15 protein-coding genes and 2 pseudogenes are annotated in these 17,887 nt (G+C 55.7%); 10 read left to right on the top strand and 7 right to left on the bottom strand.

What is annotated here, in order from left to right:
- Positions 1 to 2 precede the first annotated feature (2 nt).
- From EDC27_RS14125 to EDC27_RS14105, 5 genes are all read right to left on the bottom strand, one after another.
- Positions 3 to 227 (bottom strand): hypothetical protein, encoded by a 225-nt coding sequence (locus EDC27_RS14125; RefSeq protein ID WP_123291278.1) that lies wholly within the window; start codon positions 225 to 227, stop codon positions 3 to 5.
- A 321-nt stretch (positions 228 to 548) separates the two neighbouring features.
- On the bottom strand, positions 549 to 764 hold the full coding sequence (locus EDC27_RS14120) for a hypothetical protein (protein ID WP_148045779.1): 216 nt from the start codon (positions 762 to 764) through the stop codon (positions 549 to 551).
- Between the two features lie 41 nt (positions 765 to 805).
- Complete coding sequence (locus EDC27_RS14115) at positions 806 to 1,111, bottom strand: MFS transporter (RefSeq protein ID WP_123291276.1); 306 nt, start codon at positions 1,109 to 1,111, stop codon at positions 806 to 808.
- Between the two features lie 77 nt (positions 1,112 to 1,188).
- Positions 1,189 to 2,259, bottom strand: coding sequence for an MASE3 domain-containing protein (locus EDC27_RS14110; protein ID WP_123291275.1), 1,071 nt, complete (start codon positions 2,257 to 2,259; stop codon positions 1,189 to 1,191).
- 195 nt (positions 2,260 to 2,454) lie between these two features.
- Positions 2,455 to 2,781, bottom strand: coding sequence for a DUF2845 domain-containing protein (locus EDC27_RS14105; protein ID WP_123291274.1), 327 nt, complete (start codon positions 2,779 to 2,781; stop codon positions 2,455 to 2,457).
- Positions 2,782 to 3,141: 360 nt separating this feature from the next.
- Between EDC27_RS14105 and EDC27_RS17170 the strand changes: the two genes are divergently transcribed.
- From EDC27_RS17170 to fdhF, 10 genes and pseudogenes are all read left to right on the top strand, one after another.
- Positions 3,142 to 3,714: an ammonium transporter gene (locus EDC27_RS17170; RefSeq protein ID WP_170161840.1), complete on the top strand. Its 573-nt coding sequence runs from the start codon at positions 3,142 to 3,144 to the stop codon at positions 3,712 to 3,714.
- The gene (locus EDC27_RS14095) at positions 3,650 to 4,036 is read left to right on the top strand and encodes an ammonium transporter (protein ID WP_170161839.1); all 387 of its coding nucleotides are present in this window, start codon (positions 3,650 to 3,652) and stop codon (positions 4,034 to 4,036) included. The genes EDC27_RS17170 and EDC27_RS14095 overlap by 65 nt, the downstream gene beginning before the upstream one ends.
- A gap of 192 nt (positions 4,037 to 4,228) precedes the next feature.
- Positions 4,229 to 5,446, top strand: coding sequence for an ATP-binding protein (locus EDC27_RS14090; RefSeq protein WP_123291271.1), 1,218 nt, complete (start codon positions 4,229 to 4,231; stop codon positions 5,444 to 5,446).
- Complete coding sequence (locus tag EDC27_RS14085; protein ID WP_211334917.1) at positions 5,446 to 6,885, top strand: sigma-54-dependent transcriptional regulator; 1,440 nt, start codon at positions 5,446 to 5,448, stop codon at positions 6,883 to 6,885. The genes EDC27_RS14090 and EDC27_RS14085 overlap by 1 nt, the downstream gene beginning before the upstream one ends.
- Before the next feature lie 420 nt (positions 6,886 to 7,305).
- Entirely contained in the window at positions 7,306 to 7,995 is a 690-nt protein-coding gene (locus EDC27_RS14080) for a response regulator (protein WP_123291270.1), read from the top strand.
- 26 nt (positions 7,996 to 8,021) lie between these two features.
- Positions 8,022 to 9,992 (top strand): annotated as a pseudogene (locus EDC27_RS17165) (NAD(P)-binding protein); the annotation flags it as partial.
- 96 nt (positions 9,993 to 10,088) lie between these two features.
- Positions 10,089 to 12,470: an FAD-dependent oxidoreductase gene (locus EDC27_RS17160; protein WP_342778663.1), complete on the top strand. Its 2,382-nt coding sequence runs from the start codon at positions 10,089 to 10,091 to the stop codon at positions 12,468 to 12,470.
- 46 nt (positions 12,471 to 12,516) lie between these two features.
- Positions 12,517 to 12,921: pseudogene (locus tag EDC27_RS16105) on the top strand (hydrogenase iron-sulfur subunit); the annotation flags it as partial.
- A 127-nt stretch (positions 12,922 to 13,048) separates the two neighbouring features.
- A complete protein-coding gene (locus EDC27_RS14055; RefSeq protein WP_123291266.1) occupies positions 13,049 to 13,849 on the top strand; it encodes a 4Fe-4S binding protein in 801 nt (266 codons plus the stop codon).
- A 51-nt stretch (positions 13,850 to 13,900) separates the two neighbouring features.
- Positions 13,901 to 15,946 carry a formate dehydrogenase subunit alpha gene (fdhF, locus tag EDC27_RS14050; RefSeq protein WP_123291265.1) on the top strand — a complete coding sequence of 682 codons (2,046 nt, stop codon included), beginning with the start codon at positions 13,901 to 13,903 and terminating at the stop codon, positions 15,944 to 15,946.
- Positions 15,947 to 16,143: 197 nt separating this feature from the next.
- On the opposite strand, the gene EDC27_RS14045 is transcribed toward fdhF, so the two are convergent.
- Positions 16,144 to 17,079 (bottom strand): universal stress protein, encoded by a 936-nt coding sequence (locus tag EDC27_RS14045; RefSeq protein WP_123291264.1) that lies wholly within the window; start codon positions 17,077 to 17,079, stop codon positions 16,144 to 16,146.
- A gap of 11 nt (positions 17,080 to 17,090) precedes the next feature.
- Complete coding sequence (locus EDC27_RS14040; protein WP_123291339.1) at positions 17,091 to 17,876, bottom strand: MBL fold metallo-hydrolase; 786 nt, start codon at positions 17,874 to 17,876, stop codon at positions 17,091 to 17,093.
- Between the last annotated feature and the right edge of the window lie 11 nt (positions 17,877 to 17,887).

Below are 17,887 nucleotides of genomic sequence, written 5' to 3'. Positions count from 1 at the left end.
CCTCATTCTAAACCACGCAAGACGGCGGCCCCTCCCAGCATGGTGAAGAGGTTCAGAGGCGTGAGTGCCGTGCCGCTCATTTCCGAGGGCATCCGTTCTTTGATATGGGCGTTCATGACAGTGCCGAAGGCCGCGAAAAGCCCGAAGGCAAAAGAAAGTGCTCCCAAAACCGCCGTGCTGTTTTTACCCCAGCCAGCGGCCAAGGCCCATAGAATCAGGACCATCATGGCGAGGCCCAGACCAATATCCTTCTTTTTCGACTGCAGCGCTCGATCCGAAAGCCAACATCTCAGAGGGGACCCTACAATGAGACCCACGTTGAAAAGGAGCAGCAGATTTCCGGCCTCAATGGCCGACAGACGCAGTTGTCAAATCGTGGAGGGACCGATCCGGAGATCCTAAATGGCGACAAAAGGTCCGTTACGAAAAAAGGTTCCCGCGGAAATGATCCAATGCTCACGGCTTGTGCCAAGAATTTTCAGGGCGTTTTTCCAGGAAGTCCGGGCACGAAGATGAACCGTTTCTTGATAAGATCTGCTCAAAGAGTATTATTCCCGCACAGCCGCGAAAAAGGCGGCAGCCTCCAAGCCTGTAAAAAGTCCCAGAGCCGCAATGGATCCCCACCATCCCACCAGTTCTTTGGCGGCGGCCAGGGGCATGGCCGCCAGCATGTTTTTCAGGGTGCCCAAGGCCAGCATGAGGCCGGAAAGGGTGGCGAATTCGCGTGGTGAGGACCAGCGGGTGGGGAGTTTCATAGAACCCATGAGATGGCCAGCCATGCCAAGCGCTGAAGGGGCTCGCCCGACTATGGGGCCATGCCAAAGAAGGGGGCGATGCAAAAAACCAACGCCCCGGCGGCCCCCAGGAGTGTCAAAAGAGTCATGGTGCGGCGAGTGACGAATCGGTCGAGCGCGATGCCCAGCGGAATCGGCACCAGGGCAAAGGCATACAAAAAGGCGGCGCTCAGAAGCCCCAATGGCTCGGCACACAGATGAAGATCCTCTTGCAGGTCCGGCGCAATGATGGCGTTGGAGACGCTGTAAAGTTGCGAGAGGATGAAAAAGAGCGAGGACAATCCAAAGACGGTCCATCGCCCAGGGTGGGTCCGCATGGGTCCGAGCCGTTCAAATCGCCCTCCATGTTCAACTGTGCCAAGGGGGGTTACCCGCCAAGAATCTACCCCCCCTTTCACTTTTCCGTTTGACTCTTTTGGGAGGTGTCCGTTTTGAGGATTTGGTCCGCCATGTCCGGGTAGTGTTTTCTAAGGCAATCCGGACAGATGCCGTGGGACAGCATGGCGTTCGTGTGGGACCGCAGATAGACTTCCAAACTATGCCAATCGCCCTGATTGTCCCGAATCTTTTTGCAATACGAACAGATGGGGAGGAGTCCCTGTAGGGTCTTGATTTCTTTCAGGGCCGCTTTCAGTTTTTCCTTCTCCTGAAAAAGTTCTTCTTGACTCTGCTTCAATTGGTGAAACAGAACGGCAAGGGGTTCTTGAATGCCTGTCCGCACCAGGGCTTCAAAGATGAATAAGAAGGAAAGTAGCTTGAAGAGGTGGCCGATCATGTTGGATAGACCATAGACGCTCACATAAAAGGTGAACGCCAATTCGGCGATCATGGTGGTGGTCATGGCGGCCCAAAGCAATGCACAAACTTTGGCGTCGAAAATGTGCCGAACAAGAAAGAGTCGAACGCCCGCCACCAGCAAAATCCCGCACACAACGTATTCACTCACGATCTTGAACCCTGTGAGACCCTGGCCTTCCACAAAACAGTCAGGGAAAATGTTCCAGCGAAGGATTGCAATGAGTCCCGCAAAGGTGATGAGCGCGTAGCCGGCGGCCAAAAAGCCGGCCGAGGCCCTGCGGCGCGCGTAAAACGAAGCTGCCAGTAAAGAAAGGCTTTCCATATAGCGGGCCAGGATCCACAGTTGTGTGGGTTCATTGGCTGTGATGTTGGGGAAGACTCCCATGCCCTTATAGGCCAGGGTATGAAGCAGGTCTATAAAACCCACGAAAAGGTAGGCAATGCCGAGGAAAAGAAGATAGTGGTTGGCAATGTAAGCTCGACCCGTCCACGCCAAAACAAAGATCATGGCTGCCACCACAACACTAAACATTTCCACAAGAGTATGAAAAAGCAGATAGTTGTAGAAACTGATGGCGCACAATGCCCCGGCCATCAAGGCCCCTGTGGCCACTCGCAGTCGAGGAAGGATAAAAAGAGGAGCACTGGATGGTGTCGATGACGTCATGATGGCGCTCCTTTGCTTTTTTTGAGGCGTTTTCTCAAACGCTTTTAAGGTGAAAAGCGCGTGTTCCGAGGAAAGGACCGCGTCCTTACAGCCCAAGCCTTGGCCGGCGATCGGAGGCCATCCCTGGGAAAACCCATGAGCCGCAAAGGCTTAATGGAAGCCAAGAGCCCATTGAACCCATTCTCGGTCGAGCTGTCAGTGGCCCCGTTCTCCTCGATGAATTTCCGCCAGCCGCCCGCCTTCAAATCGCAGAGTGTGCACGAAATCTGTGGGGCCGAAATTGTAGACCCATTCCTCTACGACCCTCTTGTCGTAGCCGTAACGAGTGCGAACGATCTTTTCTCCCACATACTGCTGATAAAGTGGCGGGCCGCACTTTGCGGCCACACTCCCTTTGGTATCACCGATAAGGACCAGCCGAGAGTCGCAGCGAAGCGACGACAGGGAACCCTGAGCTTTCGCCAAGGTCGGCGTAAGCCCGAGACACAGCCCTACGATCATTGGCATGAACCACTTTTTCATCCTCCGCTCCTCACCCGCGCATGGGTCGACTCTTTGGCGACCCAAATTTTTCCGCCCAACCAGAGTGCTCCAATCCCTCTCGATTTTGCTATAATCACAAAGATGATAACCCGGTTTAGAACCATGCACAATTTGGTTCCCTCGCGCGGAGACACCGAAATTTCGGTTTACAGCGTCGAACCTTTGCCATGCCGGCAAATCGGCACTCACGGGCGAACAAATTTGTCAACAAAAGTTGTGTTGTCGCTAAGCCTTGACTGAGAAGGCATGCCGAAAACTTTGAACAGTCAGGGTCTTTGCCAGTTGTGGCCCGAACCTTGCCTAAAGAAAGAAAAACTTTGGGCACAGGGTGAAGGTCAAATGGACAGCATAAAGGCCGAGAAAAAGGAGAAAAGAAAAGATGGACAGCAGCGATACAGCTTATATGCTTTTGGCGACGTCATTGGTGATGTTCATGCCCGCGGGGTTGGCTCTGTTTTACGGGGGTCTGTTGGGTTCCAAAAACGTCTTGGCCACCATGATGCAAAGCTTTCTTTACCTTGGAGTGGTTTCCATTCTCTGGGTGGTGTGTGGTTACAGCGTGGCGTTTGGGCCCGACCACTGGGGGGCATGGGCCGTTCAGACTGGGCTTTCATGCGATCGGTGGGACTGGATCCCGGCCCCTATGCCGCCACCATTCCCCGCCTGCTCTTTTCGGCCTTTCAGCTCATGTTTGCCATCATCGCGCCGGGGCTCATCACCGAAGCCTTTGCCGAGCGCCTGAAGTTTTCGAGCTTTTTACCGTTCCCCATTCTCTCGACACTTCTCGTGTATTTTTCTCGTGGGCTATTGGGTGTGGGGCGGCGAATGGATTGGCAGGCTTGGCGCCTTGGACTTTGCCGGTGTAACGGTCATTTACATCAATTCAGGGGCCGCCGCCGCGCTTTTCAATAGGCAGGTGACCATCGGCACCTCGGCCGTGGCCTGGATTGCGGCGGAAGGGATCACGATCGGCAAGCTCACCACTTTGGGAGCGGCTTCCTGCGCCGTGGCTGCTTTGGTGGTGAAAACACCAGCGACTGGGTTTGTGGATCCCATAGCCGCAGTGGGCATCGGTCTGGTGGCCGGATCGTTTTGTTACGGAGCCGTGGCGGCCAAAGAAAAGTTGGGTGACGACCAGGGCGCGCCGCAAGTCCGCCTCAAGCAACAGCCACGTTCAAATGACCTCGGAACGTCTTCCGGGCGGATCTTGACCCCATGGGTGTGGACTATTTAAGCTAAAATTACTGAAATGATAAGCATGCAAGACGTTTCGTTTTGGGATTTGGGCCTAACCGACGCACGCGACTCCGCCGCCGCGCGACCATGGGGCAAGATGAGGCCCGACACGGGCCATGCCTTTGGGTGGACGAATTGCCGTCAAGGCTTAGGCTATGTTGTGTTAGGTCGCGTTTAAGGACAAGAAGCCATGCCTTCTAGAAAAATCGTGGATTTCTTTTATGCGTTTCGTGATATTGCCGCCCTGATTCAGTCGAGCACAGACCCGCAAGATGTTTCTCAACTGGTGGTCTGGAGAGTCACAGAGCTTCTCGGGGCAAAGGGGGCGGTCCTCAGTGTGATGAATATGGCCTCGCATGAGATGGAGCTCCATGCCGTCTATGGGCTTGATGAACAATGCCTGCCCCAAGGGCTGATCTTGCACCACGAAGCGATCGCGCGGCTGTGTAAAAACAATTGCCTCAACGTCACGGACGACCTACCCGTGGATTGTCATGTAAAAGAGCCTCGGTCAGGCCACAGTCAAGAGATCGCCATGGTGGTGGATGCGCCCATGTGCGTTCAGGATAATCTTCTTGGAGTGCTAAGGATTTTCTTTTCGGAGCGTCGAACTTTTATTCAGAAGGAATTGGATTTTATCAGTGCGGTGGCCCATTTGACCTCATGCGCTTTGGAAAAGGCGAGGCTGATTGAAGAGCAAAAGCGGCGCTACGACCAACTGGCACTTCATACCGAAAAATTTGCAGCTCTGGGACGCATGGCTGCGGGTATCGCACATGAAGTTAACAATCCGCTGGCAAGTATACTTCTCTACAGCTCGAACGCCTTAAAAAAAGTTGCGTCTGACAGCCCGCTGAGAGAGGCCCTTAAGATCATCGTCAGCGAAACTCAGAGGTGTCGAACCGTCTTGCAGGATCTTCTCGAGTTCAGCCGAGACCGGGAGCCTCGAAGGACTCTGGAAAACCTCAATAAAATTATCGAAAGGGTCCTCGTCGTCCTACAAAACGAACTCATGCTGCATCACGTGAATCTCCATAAGCATCTGGCTTCCGATATGCCCGACACGCTTTTAGACCGTGGGCAAATGCAGCAGGTGTTTGTCAACATCCTTCTCAACGCGGTAGAGGCGATGAGTCCGGGTGGGAACTTGGAGATTCAGAGCTTTGTCGATAGAGTAGAAGGAGTTTATGGGGCGACGATCCGTGACGACGGGTGTGGAATCGATCCGGAGGTTCTTAATAAGATCTTCGAACCTTTCTTTTCCACAAAGCCCAAGGGAACAGGCCTCGGACTGGCAGTGTGCCACGGCATCATTAAGGCCCACGGCGGCGAGATCACCGCACAAAGCACAAAGGGCAAAGGAGCATGCTTCACCATCACTCTGCCCTTGGATGAAGGAGGACCTTGATGGCCATGAGCATGACCACGTCCTTCAGGGCTCGCATCCTTATTATCGACGATGAGAAGAAATTCGCGCTCGCGTGCCGTACCGTCCTTGAAGAAGATGGTCACCACGTTCGCACGTGCATGAGGGGCTGCGAGGGGCTTGAGCTTCTTCGTCGGGAGGATTTCGACGTGGTGCTTCTGGACCTGCGCCTCGGGGATATGGACGGAATGCGTATTCTCGAAGAATCAAAAAGCATAAATCACAAAGCGTATATTATTATCATGACCGCCTTTTCAACGGTGCCCAACGCGGTCAAGGCCATGAAGATGGGGGCCTTTGATTATCTCACCAAGCCTTTTACGGACGATCAGCTGATGTTGGCTGTGGCGCGTGCCGTGGAGAAGAAGAAGCTGGTGGAGGAAAATGCGCGGCTTAGAGAGGAGCTGGTGGACCGCTATGGGTTTTCCAACATCGTGGGGGAAAACCCCAAGATGTTGGAGGTTTTCAAACAGATCGAAAGGGTGGCCCCCACAGACTCCAGCGTACTCATTTATGGAGAACACGGCACGGGAAAGGAACTGGTGGCTCGAGCCATTCATGCGCACAGTCGAAGAGCCTTGGAAAAATTTGTTGCCATCGATGGGAGTGCTTTGTCCCCAACACTACTGGAAAGCGAACTGTTCGGTCACGTCAAAGGAGCGTTCACCGGCGCCACGCAAGACAAAGCCGGAATCTTTCAGATTGCAAGCAAGGGAACACTCTTCCTTGATGATATTGCCAACCTGAATCTGGAAATTCAAGGAAAGCTTCTGCGAGTTTTGGAATCCCGTGAATACAAGCCTGTGGGCGCATCGGAATTTAAAACGACAGAGGCGCGCGTCATTTCCGCGACCAATAAAGATCTTCGATCCTTGACCACTCAAGGACAATTTCGCGAGGATTTGTATTATCGTATCAATGTCTTTCCTATTTTCCTTCCACCACTTCGTGAACGTCAAGACGATATTCCTCGACTAGCCTATCATTTTCTACACTATTTCTGTCGAAAAATGTCGAAACGGATTGAGGGCTTTACCGAGGATGCGCTGGAAGCCCTGGTGAAGCATCCATGGCCGGGCAATGTGCGCCAACTCAAAAATGCTGTAGAAAGGCTGGTTATCATCTCCGATGATAAACCTTCGGTGGATCTGGAGACGCTCCTGGATGCCCTCGAGACCCGGCGTCTTCGGACATCGGATGGCGTTCCTTCAACCTGGGCGGAAATGAAAAGTTTTAAGAAAACCGTTCTTCGTGAACACTATGAGCGCGTGGAAAGGCTTTTTCTTCTTCGAGCCTTGCAAGATCATGGCGGTAACATCACCAAGGCTGCACAAGCCGTGGGCATGCAACGATCCAACTTCTCCGCTCTCATGAAGCGCTACCGTATCCCTGCAGGCACGCCTCAGCATTCCACCGTATAGTTTTCTATACACATCTGAGCTTAAGCTTTTCTAAGGAATCCTGTCATGGTCCGGTGTGGGCCGTATGGGTTTTAAGACACCTCGGACTTGGTGTGCCTATGGTAAAGGAAAGGGGTGCACCCGTAACCGACGGAATTTCCACAGCTACCCAATATCTTGGCGCCCTGCGAGGGCCTTGACGCATCGTGCATGAATTTTGCCACACGTGTGTTGAAAAGCGGCCTTAAGGGCTCCTTTGCGTGCGGGCTATGGGCCGTTACTTCACATGGGCATCAAAGACACGGATGTCGGCTGTGGACGGATTCGGCGCCCACCGTTTTCGAATGGGGTGTCGTCCGGGGGACGATGGGGAGTTGAGGACATGGTCGAAAGGTCCACAGCCGGAAGAGCCGAGAAAAGGTCGAGCAGGGAGGAGCAACGATGAGCGCGGTGGCAGAAAGGGTGCAAACGATGAACAAGGCCACACCGCACATTCTTTTGATGGAGGATGAGCTCCACGTGGCCAAAGGTTTGGAGATGGTATTGTCGGAAGAAGGCTACGAAGTGGATTGCGCCGTCACGGGCAGGAGCGCCCTAGAAAAGATCGCGCAAAAGCCTTTTGACCTGTTGGTGGCGGACCTCAAGCTGCCGGACATGAACGGGCTCGACGTGATTCGGCAAGTCAAAGGACGCCGTCCACAAACAGAAGTTGTTGTCATCACAGGATATTCTTCTTTGGAATCGGCGGTGGAGGCCATGAAAATCGGGGCGCGGGATTATTTGCCGAAGCCCTTTAGTGAGGAGGAGTTCAAAAAGTCTATCAGTGAAGCGTTGAAGGAACGCTTGGAAGCATTGACCAAGGGGCTTGCTCAACCTGAGGCGGATCGTGAAAGCGAGCTTATCGAGCGCAGAGAAGTCATGCGCGTTTTGAACCGGGCGGCGGATGACAAAACGTTCTGGAGGCAACTCATGGAAAAGGGACCAGAGGCTTTGAGTGAGTACAAGCTGAGCCCGGAGGCCAAGGCGGCCATTTTTTCAGGCGATCTTGCGTGGATCAACGAGCACATCGGAGAACTCACTCAAAAGCAGCTGCTCTTCCTTCACAGCCGTTTGGAAATGGGGCTTTGGTAAGTCCGGCACGACAAGGAGTCCAAACCATGAATGGACACAGTGCTTGCGTGAAATCACCGGCTGGATCGGTCCTGGTGGTAGGCGGTGGAATTGCGGGCATGCAATCAGCGCTGGATTTGGCGGAAATGGGTTATTACGTGTATTTAGTGGAAAAGGAGGCGTCCATTGGGGGTGTGATGGCCCAGTTGGACAAGACCTTTCCCACCAACGATTGCGCCATGTGAATCATCTCGCCCAAACTGGTCGAGGTCGGCCGGCATTTGAATATTGAAATTTTGACGTTGAGTGAAGTGGAAGCCCTGGAGGGGGAGCCCGGGAATTTTCGGGTGAAAATACGGCAGAAGCCGCGTTTCATTGATATGGACAAATGCACGGGCTGCGGGGAATGCGCTCGGGTGTGTCCTGTGGGCTTGAAGAACGAGTATGACATGGGTTTGAGCGAGCGGCGGGCGGCGTACCGCCGGTACGCTCAAGCGGTACCTGGGGCTTTTGCTATTGAAAAGCGCGGAACGTCTCCGTGCAAAGCCACCTGTCCGGCGCACATTTCGGTTCAGGGCTACGTGGCTCTGGCGGCCCAGGGCCGGTATCGCGAGGCTTTGGAACTCATCAAGAAGGACAATCCGCTTCCGGCCATTTGCGGCCGGGTGTGCCACCATCCTTGTGAGACGGCGTGTCGGCGAGGCACGGTGGATGAGCCGGTGGCCATTGATTTTATCAAGCGCTACATCGCCGATTTGGATCTCAAAGCCGAAACCCGGTTTGTGCCGGACATTAAGGTGAAGCGGGACGAAAAGGTGGCCATTATTGGATCAGGCCCTGCGGGGTTGACCTGCGCCTATTACCTGGCTCAGGAAGGCTATGGGGTGACGGTGTTTGAAAAGCTGCCGGTTCTCGGGGGCATGCTGACGGTGGGCATTCCGTCCTACCGGCTGCCTCGGGAGATCGTTGAAGCGGAAATCCAGGTCATTCGCGAGATGGGGGTGGAATTTAAAACCGGCGTGGAGATCGGCAAGGATATCACCATCGGGCAGCTGCGTGAGCAGGGCTACAAGGCGTTTTTTATCGGCATTGGAGCGCATGAGTGCAAGAAGCTGGGCATCGAGGGTGAGGATCTGGAAGGGGTGATTCCGGGCGTGCGGTTCCTGCGGGACGTGAACCTGGGGGAACGCATCTATTTGGGCGACCGCGTGGCGGTTGTGGGTGGCGGCAACGTGGCCATGGACTGTGTGCGCACGGCTCTGCGCACGGGATCCACGAAGCCCTTTATTGTTTATCGACGAAGCGTAGCGGAGATGCCGGCCAATGAGGAAGAGATCGAGGAGTGCCGCGAGGAAGGCATCGAGATTCTCACCCTGACCAATCCCGTGCGGATCCTTGGGGAAAACGGCAAGGTCAAGGGCATCGAATGCGTCAAGATGGCCCTTGGAGAACCGGATGCCAGCGGAAGGCGCCGACCTGTAGCGATTCCGGGATCCAACTTTATTCTGGAAGTGGATGCGGTGATTGCGGCCATCGGCCAGGAGACGGACTGGGCGTGTCTGACGCCGGAATGTGCCTGCTCGCTCAGTGACTGGCGAACCCTCAAGGTGGATCCGGTGACCTTGCAGTCGGACGATCCGGACATTTTTGCCGGAGGCGATGCGGTGACGGGGCCGCGCACGGTCATTGAAGCCATTGCGGCGGGGAAAGAGGCGGCCATTTCCATTGATCGGTTTTTGCGCGGTGAGGATTTGAAGAAGGGGCGCGAAAAGCGCTGGGAAGCGGTGCAGGATGTGCCGACGGAAGGCTACGATCGCATGCCTCGAGAGCGCATGCCCCGGCTGAGTCCCGAGGAGCGGCGGGGCAATTTCAACGAAGTGCAGTTGGGTTTCAGCGAAGAGCAGGTGCGCCGCGAAGCGCAAAGGTGCCTGAACTGCGGCGTTTGTTCGGAATGTTACCGCTGCGTGGACGCCTGTTTGGCCAACGCCGTGGTGCATGAGGACCAAGAAAGGGTTCGAGAGCTTCAGGTGGGGGCGGTGATTTTGGCGCCCGGTTTTGAACCGTTTGATCCCAGCGTCTATGACACCTACGGCTATAAGCGGCTGGCCAACGTGATGACGGCCATGGAATTCGAGCGGCTTCTTTCGGCCTCGGGTCCCACCATGGGCCATGTGGTGAGGCCGTCGGACCACAAGGAACCCAAAAAGATCGCGTGGCTGCAGTGCGTTGGATCCCGAGACATTCACCACTGCGACCATGCGTACTGTTCGGCCGTCTGCTGCATGTACGCCATCAAGGAAGCGGTCATTGCCAAGGAGCATGTGGGCAAAGATCTGGAGGCGGCCATTTTTTACATGGACATGCGCACGCACGGCAAAGACTTTGAGAGGTACTACAACCGAGCTATGGAAGAGCACGGGGTGCGCTTCATTCGCTCTCGTGTCCACAGCTTGGAAGAAGTGCCTGGCAGTGGCGGGGACGTGGAAGTCCGTTACGTCACGGAAGACGGCCGAGTGGTCTCAGAAGTCTTTGATCTGGTGGTGTTGTCCGTGGGGCTGCAGACGCCCGCGCACGCCAAGACTTTGGCCGACCGGCTGAACGTTCAACTCAACGAGGATCTTTTCGCCGAACACTCTTCCTTTGACCCCGTGGCCGGTTCCCGACCCGGTGTCTTTGTGTGCGGGGCTTTTCAAGGCCCCAAAGACATACCCCAATCGGTCATGGAGGCCAGTGCGGCGGCGGCGGCCGCGGGAAGGCTTTTGGGAGCGGTGCGCGGCACGCTGGTCAAGGAAAAGGAAATTCCAGCTCAACGCGACGTCTACGGAGAACCTCCTCGCATCGGCGTCTTTGTATGCCATTGCGGCATCAACATCGGTGGTGTGGTGGATGTGGGCCGGGTGGTTGAACTGGCGTGGCGTCTACCGCACGTCGTCCACGTGGAAGACAACCTCTTTACGTGCTCCCGGGACACTCAAGACCGTGTCGTACAGGTGATTCAAGACAAAGGGCTGAACCGCCTCGTCGTGGCGGCGTGTTCTCCTCGAACCCACGAGGCGCTGTTTCAAGAAACTTTAACCCAAGCAGGACTCAACAAGTACCTGTTGGAGATGGCCAACATTCGGAATCTAGACTCATGGGTGCACAGTGAAGAGAAAGAACAAGCCACAGAAAAGGCAATGGATATGGTGCGTATGGCGGTGGCCAAGGCGGCGTTGCTGAGCCCATTGCAGGAGATTTCGTTGCCGGTCACGCCGTCCGCTTTGGTCGTTGGGGCCGGTGTCGCCGGGATGACGGCCGCATTGAACGTGGCAGCGCATGGTTATACGGTGCACTTAGTGGAAAAAGAAAACGAGCCGGGCGGGATGGCGGCTCGACTTTACAAGACATGGCGTGGAGAGCCGGTTCGTTCTTTTGTGGAGCAACTTACCAAGGAGGTTCTTGCCAACCCGAAAATTCAGCTGCACTGCAATGCCACCATCGTTGATGCCGAAGGGTTCGTGGGCAACTTTCGAACAACCATTCAAGAAAACGGCTCCCTTCAGACCATCGATCACGGTGTGATTCTGATCGCCACCGGGGCCCGAGAAAGGAAGCCGACTGAGTACCTGTATGGCGAGCATCCGGCGGTGATAACGAATGTGGAATTGGATGAGTGGCTGAATAGGCGCGATGCCACACTGAGTCGTCTTTCCACTGTGACTTTTATTCAGTGCGTGGGATCCCGCGATGAAGAGCGCCCTTATTGCTCCAGGGTCTGCTGTGGGCATAGCATTCGGAACGCCTTGGAACTTAAGGCAATCAATCCGGATGTAACGATTGCCGTGCTCTACCGAGATATGAGAACGTATGGACCGTGGGAAAAGCTTTACCAGCACGCGCGCCGAGTTGGCGTTCTTTTCTTTCGATACGATCCCAGCAACAAACCACAGCTTCAAAAGGATGGCGACGGACTGATCGTTCGCATCCATGACCCGATACTCCAACGACCCGTCGCGTGGAAAACAGATTTACTCTGCTTAGCCGCAGCGTCGATGCCCCAAGACAACGCGAATCTGGCTCGTCTCTATAAGCTTCCCCTGGATCGAGACGGCTGGTTTCTGGAAGCGCACCCGAAACTTCGGCCCGTTGACTTTTTTAATGACGGGATGTTCCTCTGCGGCACAGCTCATTACCCCAAGCCGTTGGACGAAAGTGTCGCTCACGCTCTGGCCGCCTCCGCCAAGGCCATCGGGATTCTCCGACGCGACAAGGTTACGCTAGGCGGTATCATCAGTGAAATAGATGCCACGCGTTGCACAGGATGCGGTGTGTGTGTTGAGATTTGTCCTTTTGGAGCCATCCAGCGCGACGAGGCCACCGGAACGGCCCGTGTTCTTGAGGCGCTTTGCAAGGGGTGCGGCGCCTGCGGAGCCGCTTGTCCGGCCGAGGCCCCGGCCCTGCAGGGATTTACGCATCGGCAAATTTACGCCCAAATCCAAGCCGTTCTGGCAGTTTGAGCCTCAGATGTCCCACACATGAAGGACTCGAAGCGGGGAGGAAAACATGGCAGAAGGGACATATCGCCCAAAGATTTTGGCCTTTTTATGCAACTGGTGCGCTTATGGGGCTGCGGACCTGGCCGGAGTGAGTCGTCTAAGGTATCCGGCGCACCTTCGTCCCATTCGTGTCATGTGTTCGGCTTCCGTTTCCCTGCACCACATCTTGCGTGCTTTTCAAAGCGGTGCAGATGGGATTTTGGTGGGAGGCTGACACATCGGTGATTGCCATTACCAGGTTGGTAATCATCAGGCTCTGAAGCGAATCCGGTTCTTGCAAGAGCTGATTGGCTTCGTGGGTTTAGAAGGCCGTTTGCGGCTCGAGTGGATTTCCTCCGCCGAAGCTTCAAAGTTTGCTCAAGTGGTTCGGGAGTTCACCGAGCAGATCAGGGTTTTGGGTCCTGTCCCGATGAAGACGAGGCGCAAGGCTATAGAGCACATGCCCCAGGTTGTTCTCACAGCCCGGCGCTTTCCACCGGGCGTGGCGCCAGAGATAGGTCCCGGTCACTCGCAACTGGGGGAGGGTACAGGAGGCTACCATGCGTGAGACCATTAGACAGTGGCTTGAAGACGGTCTTGTGGACCTGTTTGTGGGCTACAAGGCGGTAGATGGACTGGCCATCCCTTGGGTTTTCAGCAAGAAGGCTCTGGATGATCTTGATGACTTTCGCGAAGGACCGTATCGTTATCCCTTGGAAAAAATTGCCCGAGAGATTCTTCAAGAAGATCCCCACCTGCGGATCGGGATTCTTGCCCGCCAGTGTACGGAAAGAGCCACAACCGTATTGCATGCTCTGCGCGCCATTGATCAAGAAAGGATTGAGTTGTTGCGCACCCCCTGCTGTGCGTCTCCCATGCAGACCCAGGTTATCTGTTCCGGTCTTGATCGAGGCGAAGATCTATCACGAGTTCCGGGAGAAGGTATTCCTAAGGGGAAGAGCTTTAGTGTTGTGGATTCCATGAGTGCTGAAGAAAGATTTTCCAGGTGGATGTACGAGTTTGAAAAATGTATTAAGTGTTATGGATGTCGGGACATTTGTCCAGTGTGCGTCTGTCGCGAATGCACCCTTCAGGACGAGGACTTGATCAAGACGGGGAGTCTGCCCGTCGAGGTACCTTTGTTTCATCTTGTCCGTGCCGTCCACATGGCGGGTCGATGTGTTGATTGTGGGTTATGTGAAGAGGCATGTCCGGCCGATATTCCTTTGCGAACGTTGTACCAAAAAGTCGGCGTGTTAGTTCGAGATCTTTACGGATATGTGCCGGGTCAAGACGCCATTCCACTGATCTGGGGGCCACTGAGCGACGCAGAGCGGGAGGCTTTGGCGTCGGGAACATGAAGAAAGGGCAACGCCGCCGGATTGCCTTTCTCAAGACGTGGAGGAATAGCCATGGATTACCAGTGCGTGCCGTCCGTGTGTCCTTATTGCGGCGTAGGGTGCGGTGTGCTTTACAAGGTCATGAACGGCCGCATCCTGGGCGTGCTGCCTTTGAAAGGCCACGTGGTCAGTGACGGAAAACTGTGCATCAAGGGATGGAATGCTCATGCTTTCGTGCACCACCCGCTGAGGCTCAAAGCGCCTCTCGTGCGAACTTTGGGGCGTTTGCATAAGGCCAGTTGGCCACAGGCGCTGCACGTTGCGGCGCATCGACTCTCGGAGATTAAGGAAAAGCACGGACCTGAAGCCATTGGTGTGCTTGTGTCCGCCAAGATGACCAATGAAGAAAACTTTCTGGCGCAAAAGTTTGCTCGCGCGGTCTTGGGCACCAACAACATTGATCATTGTGCCAGGCTTTGACATTCCTCCACGGTGGTAGGTCTTGCCGCCGCGTTTGGAAGTGGAGCCATGACCAATTCGATCGCCGATATGGAGGACAGTGCGTGTCTTTTCGTGATCGGATCTAACACGACAGAATGCCATCCTGTGATCGCCACACGAATCTGGCGCGCTCGAGAAAAAGGGGCGGTGGTGATGGTGGCCGACCCGAGACGGATTCACCTGGGCCTGTACGCTGACGTGGCGGTGCAGCATCGGTTGGGCACAGACGTGGCCTTGCTAAACGGGATGATGTATCACATCGTGCGCAACGGCTGGCACGATACAGCTTACATTCAAAACAGAACCGAAGGATTTGAAGAATTTTCCCGCTCGGTGCTTGCCTACACTCCTGAGAGAGTGGAAGCGATCACGGGAGTGCAAGCGGGTGTCCTGGAAAAGATGGCCAGGCTTTACGCGCTGAACAAGCCCGCTTCCATCGTGTACGCCATGGGAATCACGCAGCACAGCACCGGGGTCGACAACGTCAAGGCCGTGTGCAATCTGGCCTTGCTATGTGGCAACGTTGGTGTCCGGGGCGGCGGCGTTAATCCTCTGAGGGGACAGAACAATGTGCAGGGTGCATGTGATATGGGTGGTTTGCCTAATGTGTTGCCGGGTTATCAGCCGGTCACCGATGCGGAAGTGCGCCACAGATTCGCGCGCGCCTGGGGCGTGCCCATTCCTGCACAGCCCGGTATGACCATCACGGAGATGGCGCAGGCTATGGCGGATGGAAGACTGAAGGCGCTGTACGTGATCGGGGAAAACCCGCGCCTTAGCGATCCTGACTGGAATCACCTGCGCTCTGCCATGAAGCGCCTGGAGTTTCTAGTGGTTCAGGATATCTTTCTATCTGAAACGGCGCAGGTGGCCGACGTGGTCTTCGCTGCCGCCTCGTGTGCCGAAAAGGAAGGCACCGTGACCAATACGGAACGCCGATGTCAGCGGATTCGACCCGCCGTGGAACCTGTGGGCGAAAGTCTTCCTGATTGGCGAATCCTCTGTCTTCTGGCCCAAGCCATGGGCTACCCCATGGACTACAGCGGTCCCCGGGAGATTTTTGAGGAAATAGCCGACTTGGCTCCAGCCCTGTACGGTGGAATGCGCTACGAACGACTGGGAATCGACGGGCTGCAGTGGCCGTGCCCGACGCTGGATCATCCAGGGACGCCTTTTCTTCACCGGCATCGGTTCAGCCGGGGTTTGGGTCAATTCCATGTGGTCGAACACCAGGATCCTATGGAGCAGCCCAGCCCAGAAATGCCGTTTTATGTGACCACAGGCCGAATGTTTGCGCACTACCACACAGGGACCATGACGCGCATTACGCCGAGTCTCGATGCGGAGCAAAAAGACGGGTACGTGGAGATGCATCCGGAAGATGCGCAGCACATGGGCATTCGCGATGGGGAATTGATTCGGGTTTCTTCGCGACGGGGCCAAGTCGAAGCTCCAGCACGACTGACTCGGCGGGTTTCCCGTGGGATGGTTTTTGTCCCTATTCACTTTGGAGAAAGCCCGGCCAATGTGGTGACGAGCGCGGAAGCGTACGACCCGGTAGCCAAGATCCCCGAGTTTAAAGTGAGCGCCGTCTCGATCAGCAAAGTTTTACACTAAAAAATCCTGTTGAAACCCGTGTCCTGTTCCGGCATCGCACGCCCGTCGTGAACAACCTTTACGGCTGTACCGGTTCTCCAAATGCATAGGTCGAACGTCGGATCCCACAGCGCCGAGCTGACCGGTGCTGCGAACTCGCACGGGGAATTGCGCGACCGTGCCAACCCGCGCGATCGATGAGGCCTCGGACGGTCGTCTTATTGGTTGACCCACACGGCTTGGTGGCGAAAGTCCGCGAGGATCTTCTTTGTGACGGAACTCTTGAGAAAGCCCCAGGTGCCCTCCGAGCCTCCGTGACCCAACACCACGATGCCGGCGCGCTGTTCGGCGCAGTAGGCAAGGATGTCTGCGGCAACCTTGCCGGAATGGGGGGCGGCCACGAGGCGTAACCGCTCGGCTTCGATGGAGCTCTGCCCGATCATGTCCAAAGCCTTGGCGTAGTTTTCCCGAACTTCTTTGGGTTGGTCGGCCACCCACCGATCCATTTCCGCACTGGATTCTCGGCCTTCGGCAACGATTTTCTTGGAGAGCCGTTTAGAAAAATGGACCACATCGATCCGCGTCGAGGTGCCTTCCAACATAAACAAAGCGTGATCCAAGGCTCGCACCGAAGCGGCGTGCTCGGAAACACACACCACGGCGCGCGATATGTCCACGGGATTGTCCACGAACCAGATGGGGCTGACGAGACAGTGATGGAGCAGGGCGGAGGTGTGGTCCCCCTTGAGAAACCCTTCCAATCGGCTGCTGGCCTGCTTGGGAAACAGAACGGCGTCCACCCGCTTGATGTCGGCCAAGCGGCAGGCGTGATGGGCAACGGTGAGTTCCTTTTCCTGGACGAATTCATGAATGATGTCTTCGCTGAAGCCCGATTCCAGAAGCACTTGCTTGGCTCGAGCGCAGGCTCTTTGGGCCGCTTCTTCCCGTTTTCTGAGAAACTCCTTTTTTTTCGCCACCTGGGCGGGACTCAGACGCCCTTCGGCGTAGACGGGTGGCAGGGAAGGCACCAGGTAATGAACGGTCAGGCTGATTTCCGACCGATCTGCATAGAGCTGGGTGAGGAAGCGGATGGGGCGAAGGGATTCTTCCGTGTCGTCGATGGGCAGCAAGAAAGCTTTGGGCATCAAAACCATGAAAGACCTCCTCAGGGGTTTAGCTCACACAAGGGGCTGGTACGGTCCTGGGCGGCGATGAGGAACCGCACATGATGCCACTGTTCTCGGCGAAGTTTTTGGCCGAGCGTGTCTCGAACCAGTCGGGGATCGTTGTTGATTTCGCTTAAATGCGCCAGAACCACGACCTGCAGGTTGCGGTGGTTGACTTCCTGCAGCAGGTCGCAGCATTCCTCGTTGCTCAAGTGCCCATGCCGGCTGCGAATACGCTGCTTAAGATGCCAGGCGTAGGGGCCGTGGATCAGGCGATGCACGTCGTGATTGGCTTCCAGGATGAGGCCGTGGCATTGTTGAAGGCGCGCGCGCACCAACTGTGTGACCGTGCCGCAGTCGGTGCAGATGGCGAGGCGGCACCCGTTGTGTTCTACGAGATAGCCCACGGGATCGGCGGCATCGTGGGAAAGGGCAAAGGGGTGGACGGTCAAGTCGCCCACAGAAAAGGTGCGGCCGGATTGAATGATGTGGGCTGCGGCCAATTCACCCAGCTGACTTGGAAGGCCTTCCAGGGTGGCTTGGGTGAGGTAGACGGGAAGATCGAAGCGACGGCTCAGCACCCCCACACCGCGAATATGGTCACTGTGTTCGTGACTGATCAGGACGGCGGCCAGCCTTCGAGGACTGAGATCGCTCCCCTCCATGCGCCGCACAACCTCCTTGGCGCTTAACCCCGCATCCACTAGAAGGGCCGTGGACTCACTGGCCACATAGATGGCGTTGCCTTTGGACCCACTGGCAAGAACTTGAAATTTCAAAGCCATGGCTTGCCCAT

This window comes from Desulfosoma caldarium (genome assembly GCF_003751385.1).
GTDB lineage: Bacteria > Desulfobacterota > Syntrophobacteria > Syntrophobacterales > DSM-9756 > Desulfosoma > Desulfosoma caldarium.
The sequence above is the reverse complement of the archived record's forward strand: the minus strand, read 5'-3'. Positions and strand labels throughout refer to the sequence as shown.

What these genes read in the sequence shown, in the direction of transcription:
- EDC27_RS14105 (WP_123291274.1), bottom strand. Translation starts at nt 2,781, where the DNA reads ATGAAAAAGTGGTTCATGCCAATGATCGTAGGGCTGTGTCTCGGGCTT.
- EDC27_RS14090 (WP_123291271.1), top strand. Translation starts at nt 4,229, where the DNA reads ATGCCTTCTAGAAAAATCGTGGATTTCTTTTATGCGTTTCGTGATATT.
- EDC27_RS17170 (WP_170161840.1), top strand. Translation starts at nt 3,142, where the DNA reads ATGGACAGCATAAAGGCCGAGAAAAAGGAGAAAAGAAAAGATGGACAG.
- EDC27_RS14085 (WP_211334917.1), top strand. Translation starts at nt 5,446, where the DNA reads ATGGCCATGAGCATGACCACGTCCTTCAGGGCTCGCATCCTTATTATC.
- EDC27_RS14115 (WP_123291276.1), bottom strand. Translation starts at nt 1,111, where the DNA reads ATGCGGACCCACCCTGGGCGATGGACCGTCTTTGGATTGTCCTCGCTC.
- EDC27_RS14120 (WP_148045779.1), bottom strand. Translation starts at nt 764, where the DNA reads ATGGGTTCTATGAAACTCCCCACCCGCTGGTCCTCACCACGCGAATTC.
- EDC27_RS17160 (WP_342778663.1), top strand. Translation starts at nt 10,089, where the DNA reads ATGACGGCCATGGAATTCGAGCGGCTTCTTTCGGCCTCGGGTCCCACC.
- EDC27_RS14110 (WP_123291275.1), bottom strand. Translation starts at nt 2,259, where the DNA reads ATGACGTCATCGACACCATCCAGTGCTCCTCTTTTTATCCTTCCTCGA.
- EDC27_RS14080 (WP_123291270.1), top strand. Translation starts at nt 7,306, where the DNA reads ATGAGCGCGGTGGCAGAAAGGGTGCAAACGATGAACAAGGCCACACCG.
- EDC27_RS14040 (WP_123291339.1), bottom strand. Translation starts at nt 17,876, where the DNA reads ATGGCTTTGAAATTTCAAGTTCTTGCCAGTGGGTCCAAAGGCAACGCC.
- EDC27_RS14125 (WP_123291278.1), bottom strand. Translation starts at nt 227, where the DNA reads ATGATGGTCCTGATTCTATGGGCCTTGGCCGCTGGCTGGGGTAAAAAC.
- EDC27_RS14045 (WP_123291264.1), bottom strand. Translation starts at nt 17,079, where the DNA reads ATGGTTTTGATGCCCAAAGCTTTCTTGCTGCCCATCGACGACACGGAA.
- EDC27_RS14055 (WP_123291266.1), top strand. Translation starts at nt 13,049, where the DNA reads ATGCGTGAGACCATTAGACAGTGGCTTGAAGACGGTCTTGTGGACCTG.